At 76.2% G+C, this 23,660-nt stretch carries 14 protein-coding genes; 5 read left to right on the plus strand and 9 right to left on the minus strand.

What is annotated here, in order from left to right:
- Nucleotides 1–2 precede the first annotated feature (2 nt).
- From O7633_RS06130 to O7633_RS06145, 4 genes are all read left to right on the plus strand, one after another.
- Entirely contained in the window at nucleotides 3–1,364 is a 1,362-nt protein-coding gene (locus O7633_RS06130; protein ID WP_282326672.1) for a condensation domain-containing protein, read from the plus strand.
- Nucleotide 1,365: 1 nt separating this feature from the next.
- Nucleotides 1,366–2,634: an MFS transporter gene (locus O7633_RS06135; protein WP_282326674.1), complete on the plus strand. Its 1,269-nt coding sequence runs from the start codon at nucleotides 1,366–1,368 to the stop codon at nucleotides 2,632–2,634.
- Nucleotides 2,635–2,679: 45 nt separating this feature from the next.
- Nucleotides 2,680–3,468: a class I SAM-dependent methyltransferase gene (locus tag O7633_RS06140; protein ID WP_282326675.1), complete on the plus strand. Its 789-nt coding sequence runs from the start codon at nucleotides 2,680–2,682 to the stop codon at nucleotides 3,466–3,468.
- A gap of 107 nt (nucleotides 3,469–3,575) precedes the next feature.
- A complete protein-coding gene (locus O7633_RS06145; protein WP_282326677.1) occupies nucleotides 3,576–4,952 on the plus strand; it encodes an MFS transporter in 1,377 nt (458 codons plus the stop codon).
- A 20-nt stretch (nucleotides 4,953–4,972) separates the two neighbouring features.
- On the opposite strand, the gene O7633_RS06150 is transcribed toward O7633_RS06145, so the two are convergent.
- From O7633_RS06150 to O7633_RS06185, 8 genes are all read right to left on the minus strand, one after another.
- Nucleotides 4,973–7,069, minus strand: coding sequence for an amino acid adenylation domain-containing protein (locus O7633_RS06150; RefSeq protein WP_282326678.1), 2,097 nt, complete (start codon nucleotides 7,067–7,069; stop codon nucleotides 4,973–4,975).
- Nucleotides 7,066–10,008 carry a beta-ketoacyl synthase N-terminal-like domain-containing protein gene (locus O7633_RS06155; RefSeq protein WP_282326679.1) on the minus strand — a complete coding sequence of 981 codons (2,943 nt, stop codon included), beginning with the start codon at nucleotides 10,006–10,008 and terminating at the stop codon, nucleotides 7,066–7,068. The genes O7633_RS06150 and O7633_RS06155 overlap by 4 nt, the downstream gene beginning before the upstream one ends.
- The gene (locus tag O7633_RS06160; protein ID WP_282326680.1) at nucleotides 10,005–13,454 is read right to left on the minus strand and encodes an amino acid adenylation domain-containing protein; all 3,450 of its coding nucleotides are present in this window, start codon (nucleotides 13,452–13,454) and stop codon (nucleotides 10,005–10,007) included. Before O7633_RS06160 ends, O7633_RS06155 begins: the two co-directional genes overlap by 4 nt.
- The gene (locus O7633_RS06165) at nucleotides 13,454–13,720 is read right to left on the minus strand and encodes a phosphopantetheine-binding protein (protein WP_278136012.1); all 267 of its coding nucleotides are present in this window, start codon (nucleotides 13,718–13,720) and stop codon (nucleotides 13,454–13,456) included. Before O7633_RS06165 ends, O7633_RS06160 begins: the two co-directional genes overlap by 1 nt.
- Complete coding sequence (locus O7633_RS06170) at nucleotides 13,720–16,017, minus strand: polyketide synthase (RefSeq protein ID WP_282326683.1); 2,298 nt, start codon at nucleotides 16,015–16,017, stop codon at nucleotides 13,720–13,722. Before O7633_RS06170 ends, O7633_RS06165 begins: the two co-directional genes overlap by 1 nt.
- The gene (locus O7633_RS06175; RefSeq protein ID WP_282326686.1) at nucleotides 16,010–19,237 is read right to left on the minus strand and encodes an amino acid adenylation domain-containing protein; all 3,228 of its coding nucleotides are present in this window, start codon (nucleotides 19,235–19,237) and stop codon (nucleotides 16,010–16,012) included. The genes O7633_RS06170 and O7633_RS06175 overlap by 8 nt, the downstream gene beginning before the upstream one ends.
- A 257-nt stretch (nucleotides 19,238–19,494) precedes the next feature.
- On the minus strand, nucleotides 19,495–20,343 hold the full coding sequence (locus tag O7633_RS06180; RefSeq protein ID WP_282326688.1) for an aminoglycoside phosphotransferase family protein: 849 nt from the start codon (nucleotides 20,341–20,343) through the stop codon (nucleotides 19,495–19,497).
- Nucleotides 20,340–21,095, minus strand: a complete 756-nt coding sequence (locus O7633_RS06185) for a response regulator transcription factor (RefSeq protein ID WP_278136016.1) — start codon at nucleotides 21,093–21,095, stop codon at nucleotides 20,340–20,342. Before O7633_RS06185 ends, O7633_RS06180 begins: the two co-directional genes overlap by 4 nt.
- A gap of 575 nt (nucleotides 21,096–21,670) precedes the next feature.
- On the opposite strand from O7633_RS06185, the gene O7633_RS06190 reads away from it, so the two are divergent.
- Nucleotides 21,671–22,879 carry an MFS transporter gene (locus tag O7633_RS06190; protein WP_282326690.1) on the plus strand — a complete coding sequence of 403 codons (1,209 nt, stop codon included), beginning with the start codon at nucleotides 21,671–21,673 and terminating at the stop codon, nucleotides 22,877–22,879.
- Nucleotides 22,880–22,985: 106 nt separating this feature from the next.
- On the opposite strand, the gene O7633_RS06195 is transcribed toward O7633_RS06190, so the two are convergent.
- Nucleotides 22,986–23,639: a TetR/AcrR family transcriptional regulator gene (locus tag O7633_RS06195; protein WP_282326693.1), complete on the minus strand. Its 654-nt coding sequence runs from the start codon at nucleotides 23,637–23,639 to the stop codon at nucleotides 22,986–22,988.
- Nucleotides 23,640–23,660: the final 21 nt, after the last annotated feature.

Raw genomic sequence — 23,660 nt, forward strand, 5'->3', positions numbered from 1 at the left:
GGGTGGGGGTGGCGCCCTACGGGGCGCAGCGGGAACTGCTGCTGCTCAGCGACACCGACGGGGCCGGCCTGCCCCGGCACAACCCGATGCCCCGGGCCTGGACGCTGTGGCACGTCCGCGGCGAGGTGGACGTGCCCCGCCTGGCCGCCGCCCTGCGGGCCGTCGCCGCCGGCAACGACGTGTGGCAGGCCCGGTTCGCCCCGGGCCCCGAGCTGGTGCGCGGGGCCGGGCAGCCGTTCCCGGTGACCACGGTGGACTGCGCCGACGTGCCGGCGGACCGGCGGCTGGCGGCGGCCGGCGCGGCGCTCGGCGACGCGGTGTACGCGCCGATCGACCTGCGCCGCGACCCGCTGGCCGGCGCCTGCCTGGTGCGGCTGGCCCCGGACGAGCACGCGCTCGCCCTCGTGGTGGACCACGGCTTCGCCGACCACGCGACGCACACCCGGTTCGTGCGCCGCGCGGCGGCGGCGTACGAGCATCCGGAGCGCACGCCGCCGCCGACGCCGTCGTTCTTCGCGCACGTGGCCGAGGTCGCGGCGGACCCGCGGCGGTCCGCCTCCCGGGAGTTCTGGGCGGAGGCGATGAGCCGGGAGGTCCCCGCCGTCGCCTTCCCCGGCGGGCGCTGGAAACCGTGGCGGGACACGACGGCGACGGCCGCCTGGCCGCTGCGGCTGGACGGCGACACCGCCGGGGCCATCCGGCGCGGCCGGGAGCGCACCGGCGCGACGGGCTCCGGCCTGCTCCTGGCCGCCCTGTCGTTCCTGCTGGGCCTCTGGGCCGAGGCGGACGTCCCGGTGCTGTACGCGCGGGGCGGCCGGTGGACGCGGGAGAGCCTGGAGGTCCCCGGCGCGCTGCACGAGGCGGTGGTGAGCGTGCCGCCGGACACCGTCCCGTCGGCCTCGCTCGCCGGCTGGGTGCGCGGCCTCGCCGCCGCCAACGCCGCCGCGCCGCCCCTGCTCGGCCGCTGGCTGACCGACTTCGGCGGCATCGAGGCGCTGCGCGAGCGGCGTCGCCTGGTGCTCAACGTGGTGGCGGCGGAGCGCACCCACCCGCTCGGCGTCGCCACGATCGGTCCGGCAGGCCGGCCGCTGCGCGCCGCCGTGCGCCCGCCCGCCGGCCGACGCGGGTTCCCCGCCCACAACGCGCTGCACCTGGCGGTCACCTGGTCGGCCGAGCGGCCCGAGCTGACCGTCCACCACGACCCGGAGGTGCTGCCGGCCGCCGAGCCGGTGGGCGCCGCCCTGGTCCGGTTCTTCGCGCTGCTGGCGGAGCGGCCCGACATCGAGCCGGGCCGGGCCGCCGACCTGCTGCGCGCGACCTGGCTGCGGGCGGCCGACGCCCCGACCGGGACGACGCCGGCCTGACATGGCGCACCGCCGTTGCGGGCTGCTCCGGCAGCACGACTTCCGGTCCCTGTGGCTGGGGGCGGCCGCGAGCCAGTTCGGCGCCCGGATGGCCCTGGTGGCGCTGCCGTTGGTGGCGGTCGGCCCGCTGCACGCCTCCGCCTGGCAGGTGGGTCTGGTCGGCACGCTGGGCACGGTGGCGTTCCTGGTCGTCGGCCTGCCCGCCGGCGCGGTCGTCGACCGGGTGCGGCAGCGGCGGCTGCTCATCGGCGCCGACCTGGGGCGGGCCGCGCTCGTCGCCTCGCTGGCCGTGCCGGCGGCGCCGGGCGGCGTGGCGCTCGGCCAGCTGTACGTCGTCGTCCTCGGCGTCGGGGTGCTCACGGTGTTCTTCGACGTCGCGCACCAGAGCTACCTTCCCCGGGTGGTGCGGCCCGAGGAGCTCGTCGAGGGCAACGCCCGGCTGAGCACCACCCTCGCGGTGGCACAGGTCACCGGCCCCGCGCTGGCCGGGCTCGCCGTCGAGCTGGCCGGCACCGGACCCGCCGTGCTGCTGATCGCAGCGGGGTTCGCCGGGTCCGCCGCGTACCTGGCCCGGATCCGCGCGCCCGACCCGCGGCCGGCCACCGCCGCCGGCCGGTCCCGGCTCGCCGGGCAGATCCGGGAGGGCGTGGCGTACGTGCTGCGCCACCCGGTGCTGCGCGTGCTGGCGCTGGCCGGCGGCGCGTACAACATGTTCGCCCTGGTGATGCAGGCGATGGTGCCGGTGCGGCTGGTCAGCGAGCTGGGCGCGTCCCCGGCGGCGGCCAGCGCCTACTTCAGCGCGGGCGGCGCCGGCGGGATCCTCGGCGCGATGGCGGCCCGCCGCCTGGCCCAGCGGCTCGGGCAGCACCGCTCGGCCTGGCTCTGCCTCCTCGCCACCGCGCCGTTCGCGCTGCTCACACCCCTGATCGACAGCGCCGGCCGGATCTGGTTGGCGGCCGGCGGCTACCTGGTGCTGTGGGCGGGCGCGACGGCCTCCACGGTGGCCCAGGTCAGCCTGCGCCAGCGGCTGTGCCCGCCCGACCTGCTGGGCCGGATGAACGCCACCATGCGGTTCCTGCTCGGCGGGGCGATGCCGCTGGGCGCGCTGCTGGGCACCGTGCTGGGGGCCGCCGCCGACGCCCGGACGGCCCTGTGGGTGGGCGCCGTCGGCCTGCTCGCGTCCTGCCTGCCGCTGCTGCGCCTGCGCGGCGGGAACGTCCCGGGGCCGCCGCCGGCCGGCGTCCACTCGTCCTCCACAAGGCACACCTAGCCTTTTCCCTGTGCGGCGGCGGCGATGGACGGCAGGGGGCCCACGGTGACGGATCTGCGCGCGACGGATCGCTCGGTGCAGGCGATCTACGACTCGATCGCCGGCACGTACGACCACGTCACCAGGCGCAACGACTACGACCGCTGGGTCGCGCTCTACCTGGGCCTGATCGAGCGGCACGGCGCACCCGGACGACGCCTCCTCGACGTGGGCGCCGGCACCGGCCAGGCCGCCGTCCGCTTCGCGCAGGCGGGATACCGGGTCACCGCGGTCGACGTCTCGCCGGAGATGCTGCGGCAGGCCCGGGCGAAGCCGGGCGCCGGGCAGGTGCGCTTCGTCGTCGCGGACGTGCGGGAGCTGCCCGACCTCGGGAGGTTCGACGTCGCGGTGACGCTGGGCGAGCCGTTCATCTACCTGCGCGACGAGCAGGAGCTGTCCGCCGCGCTGCGCGGGGTGTCCGCCCTGCTGACGCCGGGCGGCCTGGTCGTCTTCGACCTCGGGACCGCCGGATTCCACCGGCGGCACCCGTCGCGCGTGGTCGTGGAGGACGGCGAGGACGAGTTCGCCGTCGTCCGCGGGGCGTCGTCGCGCCGCGACCCGCACGGCTCGGACTACCTGATCGACCGGTTCACGACCGACGACGGGATCACCTGGCGGCGGTTCCGCCAGCGGCACGAGTTCTCCTACTTCGCGCCGGAGGTGGTCGGGCGGCTGCTGGGCGAGGCGGGCCTGACGCACCTGGCCACCCACGGGCTGCACCTCGGTGAGCTGGTCGAAGAGGCCGACGAGGAGCTGCACCGCAAGAGTTTCGTCGTCGCGCGCAAGCCGGGCTGACGGTCCGCCCGGGCTGCCGCGTGCCGTGCGGCACCGGTTCGGAGCCGGTGCCGGCGAGCCGTTGGAGGCGAGAGGAGGTGTCCGATGAAGATCGCCGACTGGAGCGAGTGACCCACGGTCGCCTGGCGGGCCGCCTCCTGCGCCGGCCTCAGGGGCGGCCTGCCACGGGCCGGGCACGTGCGGGGCGGCCGGGTGGCCCGTGGGGAGGACGCCGGTGGACGCACGCGGCACTCCCGTCGCACGGGACGCCGCTGCGGGCGTCGGCGTTCCGGCGTTACTGGGGCGCCGTGAGCGTCTCGGCCGCCGGCGACGGGGTGCTGTCGGTGGCGGTTCCCATCGCCGCCGTGCTGCTCGGCGCAGGCCCGGCCCAGATGGGCTGGCTGACGGCGTTGGCGTGGCTCCCGAGCGTCCTGTTCGCCATTGCGGCGGGCGGGTGGGTGGCCCGCTTCCGGCACCCGCTGACCCCGATGATCGGCGCGGACGTGGTCCGCTTCGCGGCGACCGCGTCGCTGCCGGTGGCCTGGTGGCTGGGCTGGTTGAGCCTGCCCGCCCTGTACGCGCTCACGGCGATCGTCGCGAGCGCGTCCGTGGTGTTCGTCGTGGCCGACGCCGCCCTCTTCCCCACCCTCCTCGACGACGACCGCCTCGTCGCCGGGCAGTCGCTGGTCTACGGCGCGCGCACGGTGGCGTCCGTCGCGGGTTCCGGTGCGGGCGGTCTGCTGGTCCCGGTCCTGTCCGCCCCGGTCGCGGTGGCCGCGGACGCGCTGTCCTACCTCTGGTCGGCCGCCCTGCTGACCAGGATCGACCGTCCCGCCGCGCGGACGCCACCGCGCCGGGCCGCGCCGGTCTCCACCACGGGGCTCCGCTTCATCGCGGACGACCCCGCCCTCCGTGGCGCGCTCGGCGTCACCACCACCGCCAACTTCTTCAATCTGATGTTCCACGCCCTCCTGGTCCTGTTCCTCACCCGGACGCTGCGCCTGTCCGCCGCCGTGACCGGGCTCGTGCTCGGCGCGGAGGCCGCCGGCGCCCTGGTGGGATCCCTGGCGCTCCCGGCGGTCGCCCGACGCCTCGGGATGCCCCGGAGCCTGGTGGCCGGCAGCCTGCTCTCCGCAGCGCCGCTGACGGCCATCGCGGTCGTGGCCGGTCCGGCGGCGGTGGTCGTGACCGTCGTGCTCGTCGCCTCGGTCCTGTCCGGGGTGGGCCGCTCGGTGCAGGACATCAGCGTCGCCGCCACCTTCGTCGCCGCCGTGCCGGTGTCGCTGCGCGCCCAGGTCCGGGGGGCCTACCAGACGATCAGCTTCGGGGTACGCCCGGTCGGCGCGGTGCTCGGCGGGCTGGCGGGGCAATCGGTCGGGCTGCGGCCGGCGGTGCTCCTCGCGACGGCCGGTGGCCTGCTCGCGTTCCTCTGGGCGCTGCCGTCCCTGCGGTCCGGCACCCCGCGCGAGCCGCGCGGGGCGCCGGAGGCCGCCGCCGGCCGCTGACCGGCCGCGGCCACGACGGGTCAGGCGCGGGACGGCGAGGCGACGGGATCGGGGCGGCCCGCGCGGACGCCGGAGCGGCGGCGGACCCGGGCCGGCGGAGCAGGCAGCGCCCGCCGGTCGACCTTGCCGTTGGCGGTGGCGGGCAGCTCGGGCAGGAGGACGCAGCGGGCCGGCACCATGTGGTCGGGCAACTCCCCGGCGAGGAACGCGCGCAGCGCCGGCTCGGCCAGCCGGGCCGGGTCGGCGTCGCGCTCGGCGACCAGGTACGCCACCAGGGCCGGCGCGGCGCCCGGGTCCTCGCGGAGCAGCACGACGCTGTTGGCCACGAGCGGGTGCCGGTTGAGGGTCGCCTCGATCTCCCCCAGCTCCACCCGCTGCCCGCGGATCTTGACCTGGGTGTCGGCCCGGCCGACGTAGTTGAGGTGGCCCTCCGGCGACCACCAGACCAGGTCCCCGGTCCGGTACACCCGCTGCGGCCGGCCGGCGACGGTCACCTCGACGAACCGCTCGGCGGTCAGGTCGGGCCGGCCGGCGTAGCCGCGCGCGAGGCAGTCCCCGCCGACCACCAGCTCCCCCACCTGGCCCAGCGGCGCGAGTTCGCCCCGGTCGTCGAGCACGTACGCGACGACGTTGCTGATCGGCCGGCCGATCGGCACGGTGTCGGCCGGTTCGGGCCGGCGGCACCGCCAGGCGGTGACGTCGATGGCCGCCTCGGTGGGGCCGTACAGGTTGTGCACCTGCGCGCCGGGTAGCACGGCGGTGAGCTTGTTGACGAGCTTCGGCGGCAGCGCCTCCCCGCTGCAGATCACCCGGCGCAGGTCGACGCAGCGCTCCAGTCCCGCCTCCTCGACGAAGAGGGCGAGCATGGAGGGCACGAAGTGGACGGTGGTCACCGACTCGCGGGCGATCACCTCGACCATCTCCTGCGGGTCGCGGTGCGCCTGCGGCTGCGCCGTCACCAGGGTGGCACCGGCGAGGAAGGGCCAGAGCAGCTCCCACACCGAGACGTCGAAGGTGTACGGCGTCTTCTGCAACACCACGTCACCCGGGCCGATCCGATAGGTGTCCTGCATCCAGGCCAGGCGGTTGGCCAGCGACAGGTGCGTCATCTGCACGCCCTTGGGCGCGCCCGTCGACCCGGAGGTGAAGATCACGTACGAGAGGCCGTGGACCACCTCCTCCGGTGCCCGGTAGCCGCGCCAGTCGACCGGCGGGGCGGCCCGGTCGCCGCCGTCCAGCGGGCGGACGGGCACGGCCGGCGCGGCACCCAACGCGGCCCGCCCCGCCGGGTCGGTCAGCACCAGCGTCGCTCCGGCGGTGCCGAGCATGAGGTCCAGCCGGGGACGCGGGTGCGCCGGGTCGACCGGCAGGTACGCCGCGCCGGCCAGCAGCACGCCGAGCACCGCGACCACCAGTTCGGGGCTGCGCTCGGCGCAGAGCCCGACCACCGACCCCGGCCCCACCCCGTCGGCGCGCAGCCGCCCGGCCAGCGCCGCCGCCTCGTCCAGGAACTCGCGGTAGCTGAGGTGGCGGCCGCCGCCGCGCAGCGCGGCGGTGTCCGGGGTGCGTTCCGCCTGCCGGCAGATCAGCTCGTGCACCGGGGTGCGCGGGGCGGGCGTCGGCGCGGGGTTGAAGCCGAGCAGGGTGCGGCGCTCCTCGGGGCCGACGAGCGTCGCCTCCCGCACCGGCCGGTCGGGGTGGGCGGTGAGCCAGGCGTGCAGGGTGCGCAGGCGCTCCGGCAGCCACCGGGCGTCGCCGTGGTGGCGCAGAAAGCGCACCGGCAGCGCGCCCAGGGTGGCCGCGACGCCGCCAGCGGTGGTGGCCGGTGCGGGAGGCAGCACGTCCGGCCCCGCCGGGGACAGCAGCACGTCAGGCACCGCCGCGGGCAGCAGCCCATCAGGCACCGCTGCGGGCAGCAGCACGTCAGGCACCGCCGCCGCCGGGGACAGGCTGCGCGCCTGCGCGCGTACCTGGTCGAGGGTGTGGTCCGGGCCCACGTGCAGCCGCAGCTCGCCGCGCGGTCCGCGCACCGCGACCTCGGTCGCGCCGCCGAGCCGGTGGCAGAGCACGGCCGCCACCGCGGCGGCGAGGTCCGGGGCGTCCTGGCGGCCGGTCACGCGGTCACCAGCCCGGCGAGCACGCGCGGCGTGGCGTCGGCGGTGAGGGTGTCGATCGGCACCCGCACGCCGTAGCGGCGCTGCACCTGGCTGATCATGCGGATGAGCAGGAGCGAGTCGCCGCCGGCCGCGAAGAAGTTCGTGTCCGGGCCGATCTCCGGGACGCCGAGCAGGGCGGTCCAGAGCGCCACGAGCTCCCCCACGAGCCCGTCCTCGCCGCCGGCCGGTGAGGCCGGGGCGTCCGTCGCGCCGGCCGGCGACGCCGGGACGTCCGGGACCGGTGGCGCGATGTCCGGGACGGGTGGCGGGAGGTCCGGGACGGGCGGGGCGGCGTCGAGCCAGTGTCGGGTGGGGGCGAACGGGTAGCCGGGCAGCGCGACCCGCCGACCGCCGGTGTCGCCGCGCAGCGCCGGCCAGTCCACGCCCACCCCGGCCGTCCAGAGCGCACCGATGCCGGCCAGCACGTCGCCGGCGTCCGGGCGGGCCGTCGCCCGTGGCTGGAGGGCGTACGCGGGCACCGACCGGCCCTGCGGGGTCTGCCGGGCGGCGCCGGTGAGCGCGCTTCCCGGCCCCACCTCGACCAGGACCGGGTCGGGCAGGCCGAGCGCGGTCAGCAGCGCGTCGTGGTAGCCGACCGGGCTGCGCAGCTGGGTCGCCCAGTAGCCCGCCGGGCGGGAGAGCCCCTTGCCGAGCAGCGCGCCGTCCACTGTGTTGATCACCGCTACGGTGCGGGGACGCTGGTCCACCCGGTCGGCCTCGACGCCGAACCGCCGGGCCGCGTCGGCCATCATCCGGCTGTGGTACGCCCGCCGGGCGGGCAGCGTCCGCCAGTGCACGCCCGCCCCGGTCAGCCGCTCCCGCAGCGCGTCGAGCTGCGCCACCGGCCCGGCCACCACGGTCAGGTCGGGGGCGTTGCGCGCGGCCACGTCGAGGTCGGCCAGGCCGGCCAGGTGGGGGGTGAGGGCGGGCGGGGAGGCGAGGACGGCCACCATGCCGCCCTCGGGCGCGTCGTGCATGAGCCGGCCCCGGGCCGCCACCAGGCGCAGCATGTCGTCGCCGGCCAGTTCGCCGGCCAGCGCGGCGGCGGCGAACTCGCCGACGGAGTGGCCGACCAGCGCGGCCGGTCGTATCCCCCAGGAGAGCAGCAGCCGGCCGAGGGCCAGCTCGTGCAGCGCCAGCACGGGCTGGGTCACGTCGGTGCGATGCGCCACGTCGTGCGGGTCGTCGTCGACCAGCACCTCCCGCGGGTCCAGCCCGAGGATCGGGGTGAGCAGCCGCGCCCCCCGGTCGAGGTCCGCCCGGAACGAGGGGTAGCGGTCGTAGAGGCCCCGGGACATGGCGGGGAACTCGGCGCCCTGGCCGGGGAAGAGGAGGACCACGCCGGGCCGGCGGGCCGCCGCCCGGGCCGGGGCGCGGCCCAGCCGGGTCGCCGTCCCGGCGAGGTCCCGGGCGGCCACCGCGAGCCGGTGCGGGAAGTGCCGACGGTACGACTGCAGGGTGCGGGCGACGTCGGCCAGCGGCAGGTCGGGATGCTGCCGCAGGTGCTCGCCGAGCTGGTCGGCGGCGGCCCGGACCGCCTCCGGGGTGCGCCCGGACAGCACCACCAGCTCGGTGCGTTCCCCGGGCCCGGCGGTCGGGTCCGGCGCGACCGGCCCGGCCCCCTCCTCCAGCACCACGTGGACGTTGGTGCCGCCGAGGCCGAACGCGCTGACCCCGGCCCGGCGCGGCGTGCCGTCGGTGTCCCAGGGCCGGGCGACGGCGTCCACGGTGAACGGGGTGGAGCCGTCGAGCAGCTCGGGCCGGGCCTGCTTCAGGCCGGCCAGCGGCGGGATCTGGCGGAGGTGCAGCGCCAGCGCGGCCTTGATCAACCCGGCGACGCCGGCCGCCGCGTCGAGGTGGCCGACGTTGGCCTTGACCGAGCCGAGCGAGCAGGGCCGCGCGCCCCGGGTGAACACCTCGGTCAGCGCGGACAGCTCGATGGCGTCGCCGACCACGGTGGCGGTGCCGTGCGCCTCCAGGTAGCCGACGGTGGCGGGGTCCACCCCGGCGGCGGCGTACGCGCGGGTCAGCACGTCGACCTGGCCGGCGACCCCGGGGGCGGTGTAGCCGACCTTCAGGCTGCCGTCGTTGTTCACCGCCGACCCCTTGATCACCGCGTAGACGGTGTCGCCGTCGCGGCGGGCGTCCTCGGCGCGTTTGAGCACCACCAGGGCGACGCCGTTGCCGGGCACGGTCCCCTCCGCGGTGGCGTCGAACGGGCGACAGGTGCCGTCGGCCGACATGATGCCCTTGGTCTCGTACAGGTAGCCGGAGTGCTGCGGCACGGCCACGCAGGCCCCGCCGGCCAGCGCGACGTCCGAGTCGCCGGCGCGCAGGCTCTGCGCGGCCAGGTGCACCGCCACGAGCGAGGTCGAGCAGGCGGTCTGCACGGTGACGGCGGGCCCGCCCAGGCCCAGCCGGTAGGCGATCTTCGCGGCCAGGTGGTCCTTCTCGTTGCCGAGCACCACCGACAGCAGCCCCTGCGCGTCGACCAGGCCGGGCCGCGCGAAGACGTGGCGCAGCGCGTAGTAGTTGAAGCCCGCGCCGGCGAAGACGCCGACCCGGCCGAAGGGCGCGTCGGTGGCGAGCCCGGCCGACTCCAGCGCGGCCCAGGCGGTCTGCATCAGCAGCCGGTGCTGCGGGTCGGTGGTCTCCGCCTCCCGGGGGGTGATGCCGAAGAAGGCGGCGTCGAAGAGCTCCGGGTCGGCCAGCATCCCGCGCGCCGGCACGTACGCGGGGTCGTCCAGCCGGTCGGCGGGCACCCCGGCGGCCAGCAGCTCGCTGCGGGTCAGCGAGCTGATGGTGATCCTGCCGGCGGCCAGGTTGGACCAGTACTGCCAGACGTCGGCGGCACCGGGGAACCGGCCCGCCATGCCTACGATCGCGATGTCGCCGTTCATGAGGGTGCGCCTGCTCCTTCGGTCTGTGCGTGCAGATGCCGGGCCAGCGTCTGGACGGTCGGAAAGCGGTAGAGGTCGGTCAGCGGGATGGTCCGGCCGGACAGCCGCTGCTGGAGCAGCCGGCGGACCACGGCCAGCCGCAGGGACTCCCCGCCGACGTCGAAGAAGGCCTCGTCGAGGTCGAAGTCGTCGGTGCCCAGCGCCTCCACCCACGCCCTCGTGACCAGCTCCTCGAACTCGGTCAGCGACGCCGAAGACGGGGCCGGGGACGACGCCGGGGACTCCGCCGCGGCGTCCGTGGCGGGGGGCGCGGCGGCGGCCAGGGCGGCCAGCGCCCGCAGGTCGACCTTGCCGTTGCGGTCCAGCGGGAACTCGGCCACGGTGTGCCACTGCTGCGGGCGGGCGTACGGGGCCAGCTCCGGCTCCACCGCCCGGCGCACGTCGGCCACGTCGACGCCGTCCGCGTCGGGCTTGAGGGCGGCGCACAGGCGCACCCCGGTCGCCGGGTCGCCGACGGTGAAGACCACCGCGTCGCGTACGCCGGGCCGGGCGCGCAGCCGGCGCTCGATGTCGACCAGCTCGACCCGGTGGCCGGCGATCTTCACCTGGCGGTCGTTGCGGCCGAGGAACCGCAGCTGCCCGTCCGCGCCCCAGCGCACCAGGTCACCGGTGCGGTACAGGCGCGTGCCCAGCTCCGCGGAGCGGACGAACGAGGCGTCCGTGCGGGCCGGGTCGTCGAGGTAGCCGTCGGCGAGCCCGGTCCCCGCCGCCCACAGCTCGCCGACCGCCCCGGGCGGGACGAGGCGGCCGCCCGGTCCCACGACGTACAGGTCGGTGCCGCGCACCGGCCCGCCGATCGGCAGCGGGTCGGGGGTGGCCTCGGCGTGGTCGACGGAGTACGTGGTGGTGAACGTGGTGTTCTCGGTCGGGCCGTAGCCGTTGGTGAGCCGCAGCCCCGGGCAGGCGGCCAGCACCCGCCGCACGTGCGCCGGCGAGACCACGCCGCCGCCGGTGAGGAGCTGCCGCAGCCCGGCGAAGGCGTCCGGCCGGTGGTCGGCGACCAGGTGGAAGACGCCCGAGGTGAGCCAGGCGTGGCTGACGGCCTCGGCGCGCAGGAACCCGGTCAGCGCGTCGGGCGTCGGCTCCCCGGCCGGGAAGACCACCACGGTGTCCCCGTTGGCCAGCGGCACCAGCAGCTCCAGGGTGGACGCGTCGAACGCCAGCGGCGACAGGCGCAGCATCCGCATGCCCGGCCGGTCGACGAGGAGCCCCGGGTCGTCGGCGAGGCGCAGCACCGCCCGGTGCGGGACGACGACGCCCTTCGGCACGCCGGTCGACCCGGAGGTGAACGAGGTGTACGCGGTCTGCTTCGGCCCGGCCGGGGCCGCCTCGGGGCCGGCGTCGGAGACCGGGGCCGGGTCGTGGAGGTCGACCAGCGGGCAGTCCGCCACGCCGGACCAGTGCGGTCCGGGCGCGGCCACGCCGAGCCGGGCGCGGGGCGCGACCGCCCCGGCCAGGTGCGCCCGCCACTCGTCGGTGGCGTCCCGGTCGACCGCCACGTAGTACGCGCCGAGCCGCAGCACGCCCAGCACCGCCACCGCCTCCGCCGCCGAGCGCGGCAGTTCCAGCAGCACCCCGTCGCCGGCCCGTACCCCGCAGGCGTGCAGCAGGCCCGCCTGGGCGACGGCGCGGTCGTGCAGGTCGCGGTAGGTGAGGGTGAGCCCGGCCTGCGGGTCGACCAGCGCGATCCTCTCGCCCCCGTCGCGGACGTGGCGGGCGAACCGGTGCCACACGTCGTCGGTGGTGTGGTGGGGGCCGCCGGCGCCCAGGGTGCGCAGCCGGTCCCGCTGGGCCGGCGAGAGGGCGCCGACCCGGCCCAGGGGCGCGTCCGGGTCGGCGGCGAGCGCGGCCAGCGCCGCCCGGAACGACTCGACCAGCTCACCGGCCTCGGCGGCGGTGAGCACCGACGTCGCGTACTCCAGGGCCAGCCGGGGGCGCGCCGACCAGGACTGGAGGTAGAGCAGGGCGTCGAAGACCGCACCGTGGCAGTGCCCCTCGTGCAGCCGCCAGCGCCGGCCGCCGCCGGTCAGCTCGTCGGGGACCAGCTCGTGGTGGGCGGCGAAGCCGAGCTGCGCCAGCGGGTTGCGCGCCGGCTCGGTGGGGACGTCGAGCGCCGCGACGACCCGCTCGAACGGCACGTCGGCGTCGGCCGCCGCCTCGCCCACCGCCGCGGCCACGCCCCGGACGTGCTCGCGTACGGTCAGCGTGTCGCCGCTTGAGCAGCGCACCGGGACGACCCGGGTGCACAGGCCGACGATCTCCGCCATGCCCGCCTCGAAGCGGCCCGCCACGGGGACCCCGAGGACCAGGTCGTCCAGCCCGGCGTGGCGGGACGCGGCCAGCGCCCAGCCCGCCATGACCACCGACGGCACGGTCACCCCGCAGCGGCGGCCCAGGTCGGTCACCGCGTCGGCCGTCGCCGGGTCGAGGTGGAAGCGCAGGCGGGCGCCCCGCCCGTCGGCCTCGGCCAGCGGGGGCAGGTCGGTGGCGAGCGCCACGGTGCTCGGCGCGCCCGCCAGCCGGGTCCGGATCCGGGCCAGCGCGGCGTCCACCTCCCCGGCCGCCTCCCGCGCGGCCAGCCGGCTGCCGATCCAGTCCGGGGAGGGCGCGGGCCCGGCCGCCGCGTCGTCGTCGGACGATGCGCCGCCCGCCGCGTCGGCGGCGTAGCGCCCGGTGAACTCCCGCCAGAGCAGCCCGATGCTCCAGCCGTCGCTGATCACGTGGTGCACCAGCAGGGTCAGCAGGTCCCGGTCCCCGGCCCGGGTCAGCACGAACACCACCGGTGGCTCCTCGAAGGGGCGCAGCAGCCGCGCCGCCGCGCCGCCGTACAGGTCGTGCACGGTGCGGACCGCGTCGTCGCCGGGCAGCGTCTGATGCAGCAGCCGCGGCTGGTACGGCGCGGGCAGCACGATCCGGGCCTGCCGGGGCTCGTGGACGAAGCGGGTGCGCAGCGCCTCGTGCCGGGTGGCCAGCTCCCCCAGCACCCGGCGGACGCGGGCCGGGTCCAGCGGACCGTCCGCCTCCAGGGTGAACATCAGGTGGTACGGCGCGTCCCGGTCGAGCAGGTGCGCGGCCAGCATGGACCGCTGGCCGGGCAGCAGGTCCCGTTCGGCGGGCCGCCGCGCGAGCACCGGCGGGGCGGTGTCGACGTGGTCGACCGCGTCGGCGAGCACCTGCGCCAGCGGCAGCGCGGACAGCAGCCGGCCCGCCTCGACGTGCGCCCGCAGCTCCCGCTGGCCGAGCGCGACCAGCGCGATGGCCTGCAACGAGGTGCCGCCCAGCCCGACGAAGGACTCGGTGGCCGCCGCCTGGGGCAGGTGCTCGGGCGCGACGCCGAGCACCCCGGCGGCCAGTGGCATCCAGGCGGCCAGGTCGGGGCGGTCCATCACACCGCCTCCGCCGCCGGCCGGTCCGCCGGCACCTGGCCCGCCACCGCACGCAGGTCGGCGAAGCGGGGGTTCTCCAGCACGTGACCGAACATCACCGCGAGGTTGAGCTCCTGGCGGATCAGGGTGCTGAGCCGCAGCGCGCTCAGCGAGTGGCCGCCGAGGTCGAAGAAGTCGTCGTCGTCGTCGACCGTGTCGACGCCGAGCACCTCCTTCCACAGCTCCTCGAACTCGGCCACCCAGGTCCGGTCGGCTACGTCGCGCATCAGTGGTGCCTCTCTTCCGTTTCCAGGTGGGTAGCGGGGGCGTCCAGGTAGTGCCGGGTGGCGGCGAAGGGGTAGGTGGGGGCGGGCACCCGCCGCCGCCCCGTGTCGTACGCGGGGTCCCAGGGGCCGGCCAGGCCGAGCTGCCACAACGCGCCGACGGTCGCCAGCAGCCGGGCGTGCCGGTCGGCGGGCAGCGTCGACGGGTCCGGCCCGAACCGGGGGGTGACGCTCGTGCCGACCTCGACCCAGAGCAGCCGGTCGGCGTCGGGTGGGGGCGGCTGCGGCGCGGCCGGGGCGAGCGCCGCCGCCCGCCAGCGGGCCGGATCGGCGCACTCGGCGTCGGTGAGCGGTTCCCCGCCGGCGGGCCGCAGCGGCAGCCCGGCGGGGCGGGGCCGCGCCGGGGCGGGGTCGCCGCGCAGCAGCGCCACCGCCTCCGGCAGGGTGAGCACCCCGGCCACCACCGCGCCGGCCAGCAGGCCGAGGCCGGCGCCGGCCAGCTCGTCGGGGGCGATCCCCCGGCCGCGCAGCGACCGGGCCAGGCCGACGCAGGCGACCAGCCGGGTGGCCCGCTCCCGGGCCGGCTCGTCGAGGGGCTGCCCGCGCAGCAGCGCCGCGCCCTCGTCGGCGGTGGCCCGGTAGACCGGGTCGGCGTCGTAGTTGGGTCGGTTGCCGGTCAGCTCGCCGGCCGCGGTGAGGTGCAGGCCCACGCCCCGCGCCCGCGCCTTCGCGTCGACCTGCCGCGCCGCCGGGGCCGGCGCGCCGGTCCCGGCGGCCGGACCGTGCGGGCCGGTGAGGAACGCCGCCCGCCAGGGCAGCTCGGCGCGGCCGGTCCGCAGCGTGTACGCGACGTCGGCCAGGTCGCCGGGGGCGGTCCGGGCCACGAAGCCCACCGCCCGGTCGACGGCGTCCTCGGCGGCGGCGGCCGTCTTCGCGGAGACGAGGACCAGCTCGGTGACGTGCCGACGGCGGCGGGGCGCGGGGTCCGGGGCGGCTTCGAGGACGACGTGGGCGTTGGTGCCGCCGATGCCGAAGGAGCTGACCCCGGCCCGCAGCACCCCGTCGATCGGGGTCCAGGGCCGCGCCGCCACCGGCAGCTCGAAGACCGAGCCGGCCAGCTCGATGCGGGGGTTGGGGGTGCTCAGGTGGGCGATCGGCGGGACGGTGCGGTGTTTCAGCGCCAGCACCGTCTTGACCAGCCCGATCACGCCGGCTGCGGTGTCCAGGTGCCCGACGACCGACTTGACCGCGCCCAGCGCGCAGGGGGCACGGTCGGGCCGGTCGCTGTCGAAGACCTGCCGCAGGGCCGCCACCTCGATCGGGTCGCCCAGCGCGGTGCCGGTGCCGTGCGTCTCGATCAGCCCGACGGTGTCCGGGTCGACGCCGGCCACCTCCAGCGCCGCCGAGACCACCGCCGCCTGGCCGGTGGGGCCGGGCGCGGTGAAGCCGGCCTTGCGCAGGCCGTCGTTGTTGATCGCCGAGCCCCGGATGACCGCGTGCACGGTGTCCCCGTCCCGGCGGGCGTCGGCGAGGCGCTTGAGCACCACCACGCCCGCCCCGTCGCCGGGCACGGTCCCGTCGGCGGCGGCGTCGAAGGCCCGGCACCGGCCGTCGGCGGAGAAGATGCCGCCGGGCTCGTACCGGTGTCCGCGCCGCGTCGGCGGCGCCACCGTCGCCGCCCCGGCCAGCGCCACGTCGGCGTCGTACGTCAGCAGCGCCTGCACCGCCTGGTGCACCGCGACCAGCGAGGTCGAGCAGGCGGCCTGCACCGTGACCGCCGGGCCCTGCAAATTCAACTTGTACGCGATCCGGGTGGCCGCGAAGTCCTTGTCGCTGCCGATGATCAGCCCGAGGCCGCCGGCCGCCTCGACGGCGCGCTGGTTGGGCCAGACGTTGTCGAGCAGGTAGACGTTGAGCCCGGTGCCGACGTACACCCCGGTCCGGTTGCCGTCGGCGGCGACCGGCGGCTGGCCGGCATGCTCCAGCGCGGCCCACGCGCACTCCAGCAGGATCCGCTGCTGGGGGTCCATCAGCGCGCTGTCCGACGGCGAGTAGCCGAACAGCCGGTGGTCGAAGCGGTCCGCGCCGTCCAGCACCGCCCGGGCCGGCACGAAGTCGGGATGCTCGACGAGGTCCTTCGGCACGCCCCAGCCGAGCAGTTGCTCCGGGGTGAAGAAGCTGACCGCGTCGATGCCGTGCGCCACGTGACGCCAGAACCGGTCCAGGTCCCGGTCCGCGCCGGGGACGCGCACGGCCAGGCCGACCACGGCTACCGTGGCGTCGTCGTCGGGCTCAGCCACGGTCGCCTCCGGCGCCGCGTCGGCGGCCGGCGAGCAGGGCCCGCCCCTGGTGGCGGTGGGCGACCCGCGCGTCGGCCAGCACCGGGGCGGCCGCGCGCAGGTGCGCCGCGCAGCCGGCGACCGTGCCGGCCCGGAACAGGTCCGTCACCGAGACCTCCAGCCCCTCGTCGGCGAGCCGCTGCTGCAACGTGATCAGCGCGAAGCTGTGCCCGCCGAGGTCGAAGAAGTTGTCGTGCAGCCCCACGTCGGAGCGGCCGAGCACCTCGCTCCAGCAGGCCCGTACCCGTTCCTGGAGGTCCGTGCCGGTGGCGTGGTCGGCGGCCGGGGCCGGCGCGGCGGCCGTCCGGGCCGCGCGGGTCTCGGCCAGCAGGCGGGCGGTGTCCACCTTGCCGTGGGCGGTGAGCGGGATCGTCTCGACGGTGAGGATCCGGGCCGGCACCATGTAGGCGGGCAGCGTCTGCCGGACGTGGCCGCGCAACTCGCGTTCGGTGTCCGGGCCGGTCCCGCCGACGACGAAGGCGACCAGTTGGTCGTCCTCGGCCGCCACCGCGCACGAGCGCACCGCCGGGTGGGTGAGGAACGCGCCCTCGACCTCGGCCAGCTCCACCCGGTAGCCGCGCAGCTGCACCTGGGTGTCGTTGCGGCCGAGGTAGACCATGGTGCCGTCGGTGCCCCACTTGACCACGTCGCCGGTCCTGTACATGACCCCCCGCCCGTACGGGTCGGGCAGGAAGCGGGCGGCGGTCAGCTCGGGGTTGTCCACGTAGCCGTGCGCGACGAGCACCCCGCCGCAGTACAGCTCGCCGGGCACGTCCACCCCGGTCGGGCGCAGCTGTTCGTCGAGGACGTAGCACCGGGCCGAGGGCAGCGGCACGCCGACGTCGCCCTCCCTGACCCGGGCCAGCTCGGCGGCGGGCGCGGCGACGATCGTGCAGTGGATGGTGCCCTCGGTGATGCCGTACATGTTCACGAAGACCGTGTCCAGGTGGGGCGCCCCGGCGACCAGTCGGGTGAGCCGGGCCCAGCTCAGCGCCTCGCCGCCGAGGACGACGTAGCGCAGCCGGGACCGCTCGCCCCCGAGCTGCCGCAGGTAGGGCGGGAGCAGCCGGTAGAGGGCGCCCGGGGTCTGGAACACCACCGTGACCGCCTCCCGGTGCACCAGGGCGGCGAGCCGCTCCCGGTCGACCAGGTCCGCCCGGTCGGCGACGACCAGCCGGCCGCCGGTGGTCAGCGCCCCCCACATCTCCCACACCGAGGCGTCGAACGAGAAGGAGCTGGCCGCCAGCCACCCGTCGGCGGCGGTGACGTCGAGACCACCGGGGGTGGGGGTGTTCAGGGCGTCCAGACCGCCGTGCCCGACCAGCACGCCCTTGGGCGCCCCGGTCGAGCCGGAGGTGTAGATGACGTAGGCCGGGTCGTCCCCGCCGGGGTAGGCCCGCGGCACCGCGGCGGCCCCGTCGAGGGTGTGCGGGTCGGCCAGCGGGATGCCCCGGCCGGCGGTGAGCGCCCGGGCGGTGTCGGCGGTGCCGGGCTCCGCCAGCATGATCCGCAGCCCGGCGCTGGCGGCGATCAGGTCGAGGCGCTGCCGGGGATACTCCGGGTCCAGCGGCACGTAGACGGCGCCGAGCCGCCACGCCCCGACGATGGCCGCGATCACCGCGGGTGAGCGGCCGAGCAGCAGCCCGACCCGGTCGCCGGGGCCGATCCCCAGGTCCGCGAGGCCTGCGGCGATCCGGCCGGCCCACCGGTCCAGCTCGGCGTAGGTCACCGTCGCGTCGCGGTGCCGCACCGCCACCGCGTCGGGGGTACGCGCCACGTGCTCGTCGAAGCGGCGCAGCACCGACGGGTAGTCGACCGGCTCGGCGGTCAGCGGCGGGTTCACCCCCTCGGTGAGCAGCCGGCGCTCGGCCGCGTCCACCATGGACGGCTCGGCGTCCGGCTCGTCCACGATCGAGCGCAGGAAGGTCAGGTAGTGCCGGAGCAGCGTGGCGACGGTCTCCTCGGTGAACAGCTCGGTGCTGTACTCGGCGCGCAGGAACGGGGCGTCGGTGGAGACGTCGAGGGTGAGCCCCACGTCGAACTTCGTGACGTCGACCTCGACGTCCACCTCGGTCAGCTTCACCCCGTCGAAGTCGGGAAAGGCGAACGGGAAGTTCTGCACGGTCAGCGAGGTCTGGAACAGCGGCGCGTGGCTGAGCTGCCGCTCCCCCACCGTGGCCCGCACGATCTCCTCGAACGGCACGTCCTGGTTGGCGAAGGCGGCCATGCTGGCCCGGCGGGCCCGGTCGACCAGCTCGGCGAAGCGGGGCCGGCCGGTCAGGTCGAGCCGGATCGGCAGGGTGTTGACCAGGCAGCCGACCAGCCGCTCCTCGGCCTCGTCCATCCGGTTGGCCACCGGGACCCCGATCACCACCTCGTCCTGGCGGGCGTAGCGGGACAGCACCTCGGCGTACGCGGCCAGGGTCACCGCGAACAGCGTCGCGCCGCGCTCCCGCGCCCACCCGGTCAGCCGGTCGACGAGCCCGGCGTCGACCGGCAGGCGCAGCACCGCGCCCCGGTTGCCGAGCACGCTCGGCCGGGGGAAGTCGGTGAGCAGCGCGAGCTGTGGGGCGTCCCGCAGCGTGGTGCGCCAGAAGTCCAGCCCGGAGTCGTCCCGCTCCCAGGCGGCGCGCTGCCGCTGCGCGTACGCCAGGTAGGACTCGGCCGGTTCGGCGTGGCCGGCGTCGTCCGCCCCGGCCAGCGCGGCGTGGTACTCGGCGGCGAGGTCGCGCAGCAGCAGCCCGACCGACCAGCCGTCGCAGGCGATGTGGTGGACCAGCACCGCCAGGGTGTGCTCGTCGGGCCCCCAGGAGCGCAGGTACGCCCGCAGCACCGGGCCCTCGTCGAGCGCGAACGCCCGACGCGCCTGCTCGGCGACCAGGGTCCGCAGGAACCCCTCCTGGGTGTCCCGGTCGGCCCACTCCCCGGCCTCGATCTCGATCTCCGCCTGCGGGGAGTCCGTCACCCGCTGGACGAGCACCCCGTCCACCGGCGCGAACGTCGTGCGCAGCGCCTCGTGCCGGGCGGTGACGCGCAGCAGGGCCGCGCGCAGCGCCTCGGGGCGAAGCGCGCCGTGCAGGTGCACCCCGAAGGCCACCACGTAGGCCGGGTTGCCGGGTTGCAACTGGTTGAGGAAGTAGAGCCGTTCCTGAGCGAACGAAGCGCGACCGGTACGAACCATACGGTGATCGTGGCCGCCCGGGATTCCCGCCCGACAGAGCTGGCCTTCCCGCCCCGGCAGGGAAAACCTCCCGGTCGGCTGCCGGACAGCTCTGCCGGCCCGGCCCGGCCCGCAGCCCCGTCCGGCCGGGACGCGGGCGCGGGCAGGGCAGCCTCGGGGCGGGATCCGCTTTCCCGGCCACCGCCGCGGCGGCCGGGCGACACCAGGTCGGGGTGACGGCGCGCGCCGTCACCCCGACCTGGCGACCGGGCCGGGGGTCAGTACTCGCCGCGCCCGAAGGCGGCCAGCTCGGCGGAGTGCACCGGGTTGCTGACGTACGTGGCGCCGATCGGCGCGGTGACCCGGCACCACATGTCGAGCCGGTCGACGTCGATCCCGGCGGCGGCGGCCAGCTCGTCGCGGCGGCGGAGCATCTCCGCGCGGTCCAGCCCTTCGAGCACGTAGTCGACGGCGTCGAAGCAGGGGTCGCCGGCGCAGGCCATCGGGTCGATCGCCACCAGTCCCCGGGCGCCGCCGCTGAGCACGTTGCCCAGGTGCAGGTCGCCGTGGAGCAGCACGATCTCGGTGGGCACCGCGAAGAGGTCGTCGCGCAGCCGCTTCGACCCGGTGAGGTCGGCGCCCCGCCGGGTCGCCGAGTTGAACAGCACGTCGATCCAGTCGGTGAGCTGCCGGGGCGCGGCGGCCGGGTCACCGGCGGCGTGCAGGTCGGTGAGGAAGCCGGCGTAGTCGGCGGGGGTGGGCGGCTGCGCCATCTTCTCCACCAGCGTGCCCGGCCGGATCGATTCCAGCAGCACCGCGCCCCGCGCCGCCGCCAGCACCGCCGGCACCCGCCCGCTGGAGGCGAACTGGCGCAGCATGTCGACCTCCTCCCGCACCGCGTAGCTGTCCGGTGACAGCTTCAGCACCGCCTCGCCCTGCGGGCCGGCGCAGCGGAACACCACCGAGGAGTTGCCGGACTTGAGCTGTTCGCCGAGGGCGATGCCCCACTCGGCGACGAGCTCGGTCAGCCGCTGCGGCAACGTGCCGGCCCAGCGGTGGGCGGCCTTGCCGAAGCGCGGCTCCAGCCGGCCGGCGACGGCCTCCAGGTCCAGGGTCACGGCGTTCATCCCTCCACCGAGCGCAGGCTGGCCAGCGCCGCCGGGCCGCCCGCCCGGCGCAACGGCACGGCGCCGGGCAGGCGCGGGTTGCCGCCGCCGGCCACCAGGTCGAACGCCGGCCGGTACGGCCGCGGGCGGTCGAACCGGGCCTTACGGGCCATCTCGATCGCCTCGTACCGGTCCGACACGTTGAGTTTGTTGAAGATCGTCGAGATGTGGTTGCTGATCGTCTTCGGGGACAGGTTGAGCCGGGCGGCGATCGCGGCGTTGCGCATGCCCGCCGCGATCAGCTCCAGCACCTGCCGCTCGCGCTCCGTCAGCTCCGGGAACAGCTGCTGGTTGCGCGGCTCCCGGTCGAGCTGCCCGATGAGCAGGTCGGCCACCCGGGGACCGAGGATCACCTCGCCGGTGGCCAGGCCCCGGACCGTCCGCACGATGCCGTCGCCGGGGCAGCTCTTGAGCACGTACCCCCGGGCGCCGGCGCGCATGGTGGCGACCACGGCGGCCTCGTCCTCCACTGCGGTGAAGACCAGCACCGCGGTCGACGGCGAGGCCCGGTTGATCTCCTGAAGGGTGCCGGCCTGGAAGTCCGGCATCGCTATGTCGAGCACGAGCACGTCGGGGCGGACCGACGCGGCGCTGCGCAGCGCCGCCTGCGCCGATCCCGCCTCGGCCACCACATCGATCTCAGTCGAGACGGACAGCAGGGCGTGCAGCCCCCTGCGCACCACCGGCTGAGCGTCGGCCAGCACCACCGTCACGACCCGGGGTCGTGCCCCGCTCGCGACCTCCTCCGGATCCCGCCTCCTCGTATGAGCCAGGTCCGTCGACGAGCCAACGCCGACCATTGCCACACCTCACCCCGTCCCCAAGCAGCCCGCGACGACTCCCGGTGGAGGCGTCGCGGGAACGGATCGCCTCATCGGCGTGAACAGCTACCTACATCCACTAGAACAACACATATACACGACCAGCAGGCCCCCCTGTCAATCATCCGACCTATTTCCCGAGGTCAATTATGTAAACGAGCATGGATCGGGACTATTGTCTGTCGGAAGCATTTCACCGCCAGCGGCGGGATCCGCAAGGTCACGACCTGCGCCTCCGACTGGCCGGCCATCGCGATCCGCCCCGATCTGCGCGTACGCCTACCGCAGCGCCCCCGGGTTGTCCAGCGGAAAAGTTCCCGACCGCCCGGGAAGGTGTCCCGTCCACCGCCCCCCGTAGGCCCTGTCCAACAGCCGACCCGATCACGATTATTGACGACGACCGCGCCATTACACCAGGATGTGGGAACATGCCCTTTTCGCGATTGATTGATTATTCGTTCCGTTTGGTGCCGACCGATCCGCTGCGCAGGAAACTGATCGCGATCCGGCTGGCCGAGTCGATCGGCAAGGGCGTCTTCCTCAGCGGCAGCGTCGTCTACTTCACGCTCCGCGTCGGGCTCGACGCCAGGCAGGTCGGCCTGGGCCTCTCCGCGGCCGGCCTCTCCGCCTTCGTGTCGTCGGTGCTCTTCGGGGTGATCGCCGACCGGGTCGGCGCGCGGCGGTTGCTGATCGTCCTGTTCACCACCCTGGCCGTCGGCTTCGGCCTCTACTCCCTGGTGGGCAGCGCGGCGCAGTTCTACGCCCTGGTGGTCGCCGTCGGATTCATCGAGTACGGCACCGGACCGACCAACGGGGCCCTGGTCGGCAACCTCGTGCCCGCCGAGGAACGGGTCAAGCTCAAGGCGATGATGCGCTCGGTGTTCAACATCGGCTTCAGCATCGGCATCGGGGTGGCCGCCGTCGCCGCGCTCAGCCAGCGGCTGCTGGTGCTCATCCCGCTCACCACCGCCGCGCTGATGGCCGGCGCCGCGCTGCTGGTGACCCGCCTGCCCGACGCACCGTCCCGGCCGGTGCCGGTGGGCTTCAAGCGCTTCGCCGCCGTCCGCGATCCGCGCTTCCTCGCGGTCATCGGCGTCTCCACGATCCTGGCCTCGCACGTCAGCGTCATCCTGGTCACCATGCCGCTGTGGGCGCTCAACCGCACCGCGCTGCCGCACTTCCTGGTGCCACTGCTGCTGATCTTCAACACCGTCTTCGTCATCCTGTTCCAGGTCCGGGCCAGCCGCGGCGCGGACACCGTGGCGGGAGCCGGCCGGCTCGCCCGGCGCTCCGGCTACTGGCTCGCCGGCGGCTGCCTGGTCATCGCCCTGACCGCGCTCGACGACAACGTGGCGCTCGCCTGCGTGGCGATCGTCGCCGGCGTGCTGATCCTCTCGGTGGCCGAGGTGATGCAGGCCGCCTCCGGCTGGGGACTCGCCTTCGGACTCGCCCCCGAACACGCCCAGGGCGAGTACCTGGGCGCGTTCGACCTGCACGTCATCACGCAGAACATCGTCGGCCCGGCGGTGCTCTCCGGCCTGGTCATCTCGTTCGGGTTCTGGGGCTGGCTGGGGATCGCCCTCGCCGCGCTCGCCGCGTCGGCGGTGATCGTGCCGGTCGCGCACCGCAGCCAGCTCACCCTGGAGCCCGAGCCCGCCTCGGCGACCAGCCGTTAGGGCACCGGCCCGGCGCGTCGACCGGGTGGCCGGATCGGGGCCCGCCCACCGGCGGGACGCGCCGCCGCGGCCGGGCCGGAGGCGACGCGCGAGTTCCGCAGCGTCCTCAACACCCTTCGCCGCCGCCGGACCGACCGACGCCTGCGCCTGATCGTGGACCCGGCGTCCCGGCCGACGTCCGCGCCGCGGGGTGCCCCTGGGCCGCCCCGGCGACCAGCGCGTCCAGCAGCGCGGGGGTCACCGGTTCGCCCGTCACGAGCACCCGGAAGTGGATCGGCCCGACCACCTGGTCGACGAGCAGGTCGACGTCGGCGTCGGCGGGCAGCTCGCCCCGTGCCGCGGCCCGGTCGAACGGCACCCGGTCGCGGGCGCGCAGCCGCGGCAGAACCTCCGCGCGCAGCCGGGTGGCCAGCTCCGGATCGTGCTGGGCCTGACCGGCCAGGGCCCGGAACACCGCGCCCGAGTCGGACACCGCAAGGAAGCGGACCAGCTCGTCGAGGTGGGCGCGCAGGTCGGTGCGGAAGGCTCCGGTGTCGGGCAGGGTGAGCTCCTGGACGCTGTCGGCGGCGAACGCGTCGACCAGGATGTCGGTCTTGGAGCGCCACCACCGGTAGATCGTCTGCTTGGCGACGCCGGCCCGGGCTGCGATGCCCTCGATGGTGACCCTGGCATAGCCGATATCGGCGACGAGGTCGTCCGCCGCCTGGAGCACGGCCTCGCGGGCCGCCTCGCTCCGGCCGTGCCGGTTGCCGCGGTGCATCGGGCGCTCCTTCCCCGTGAG

Source organism: Micromonospora sp. WMMD712, from assembly GCF_029581295.1.
Lineage (GTDB): Bacteria > Actinomycetota > Actinomycetes > Mycobacteriales > Micromonosporaceae > Micromonospora > Micromonospora carbonacea.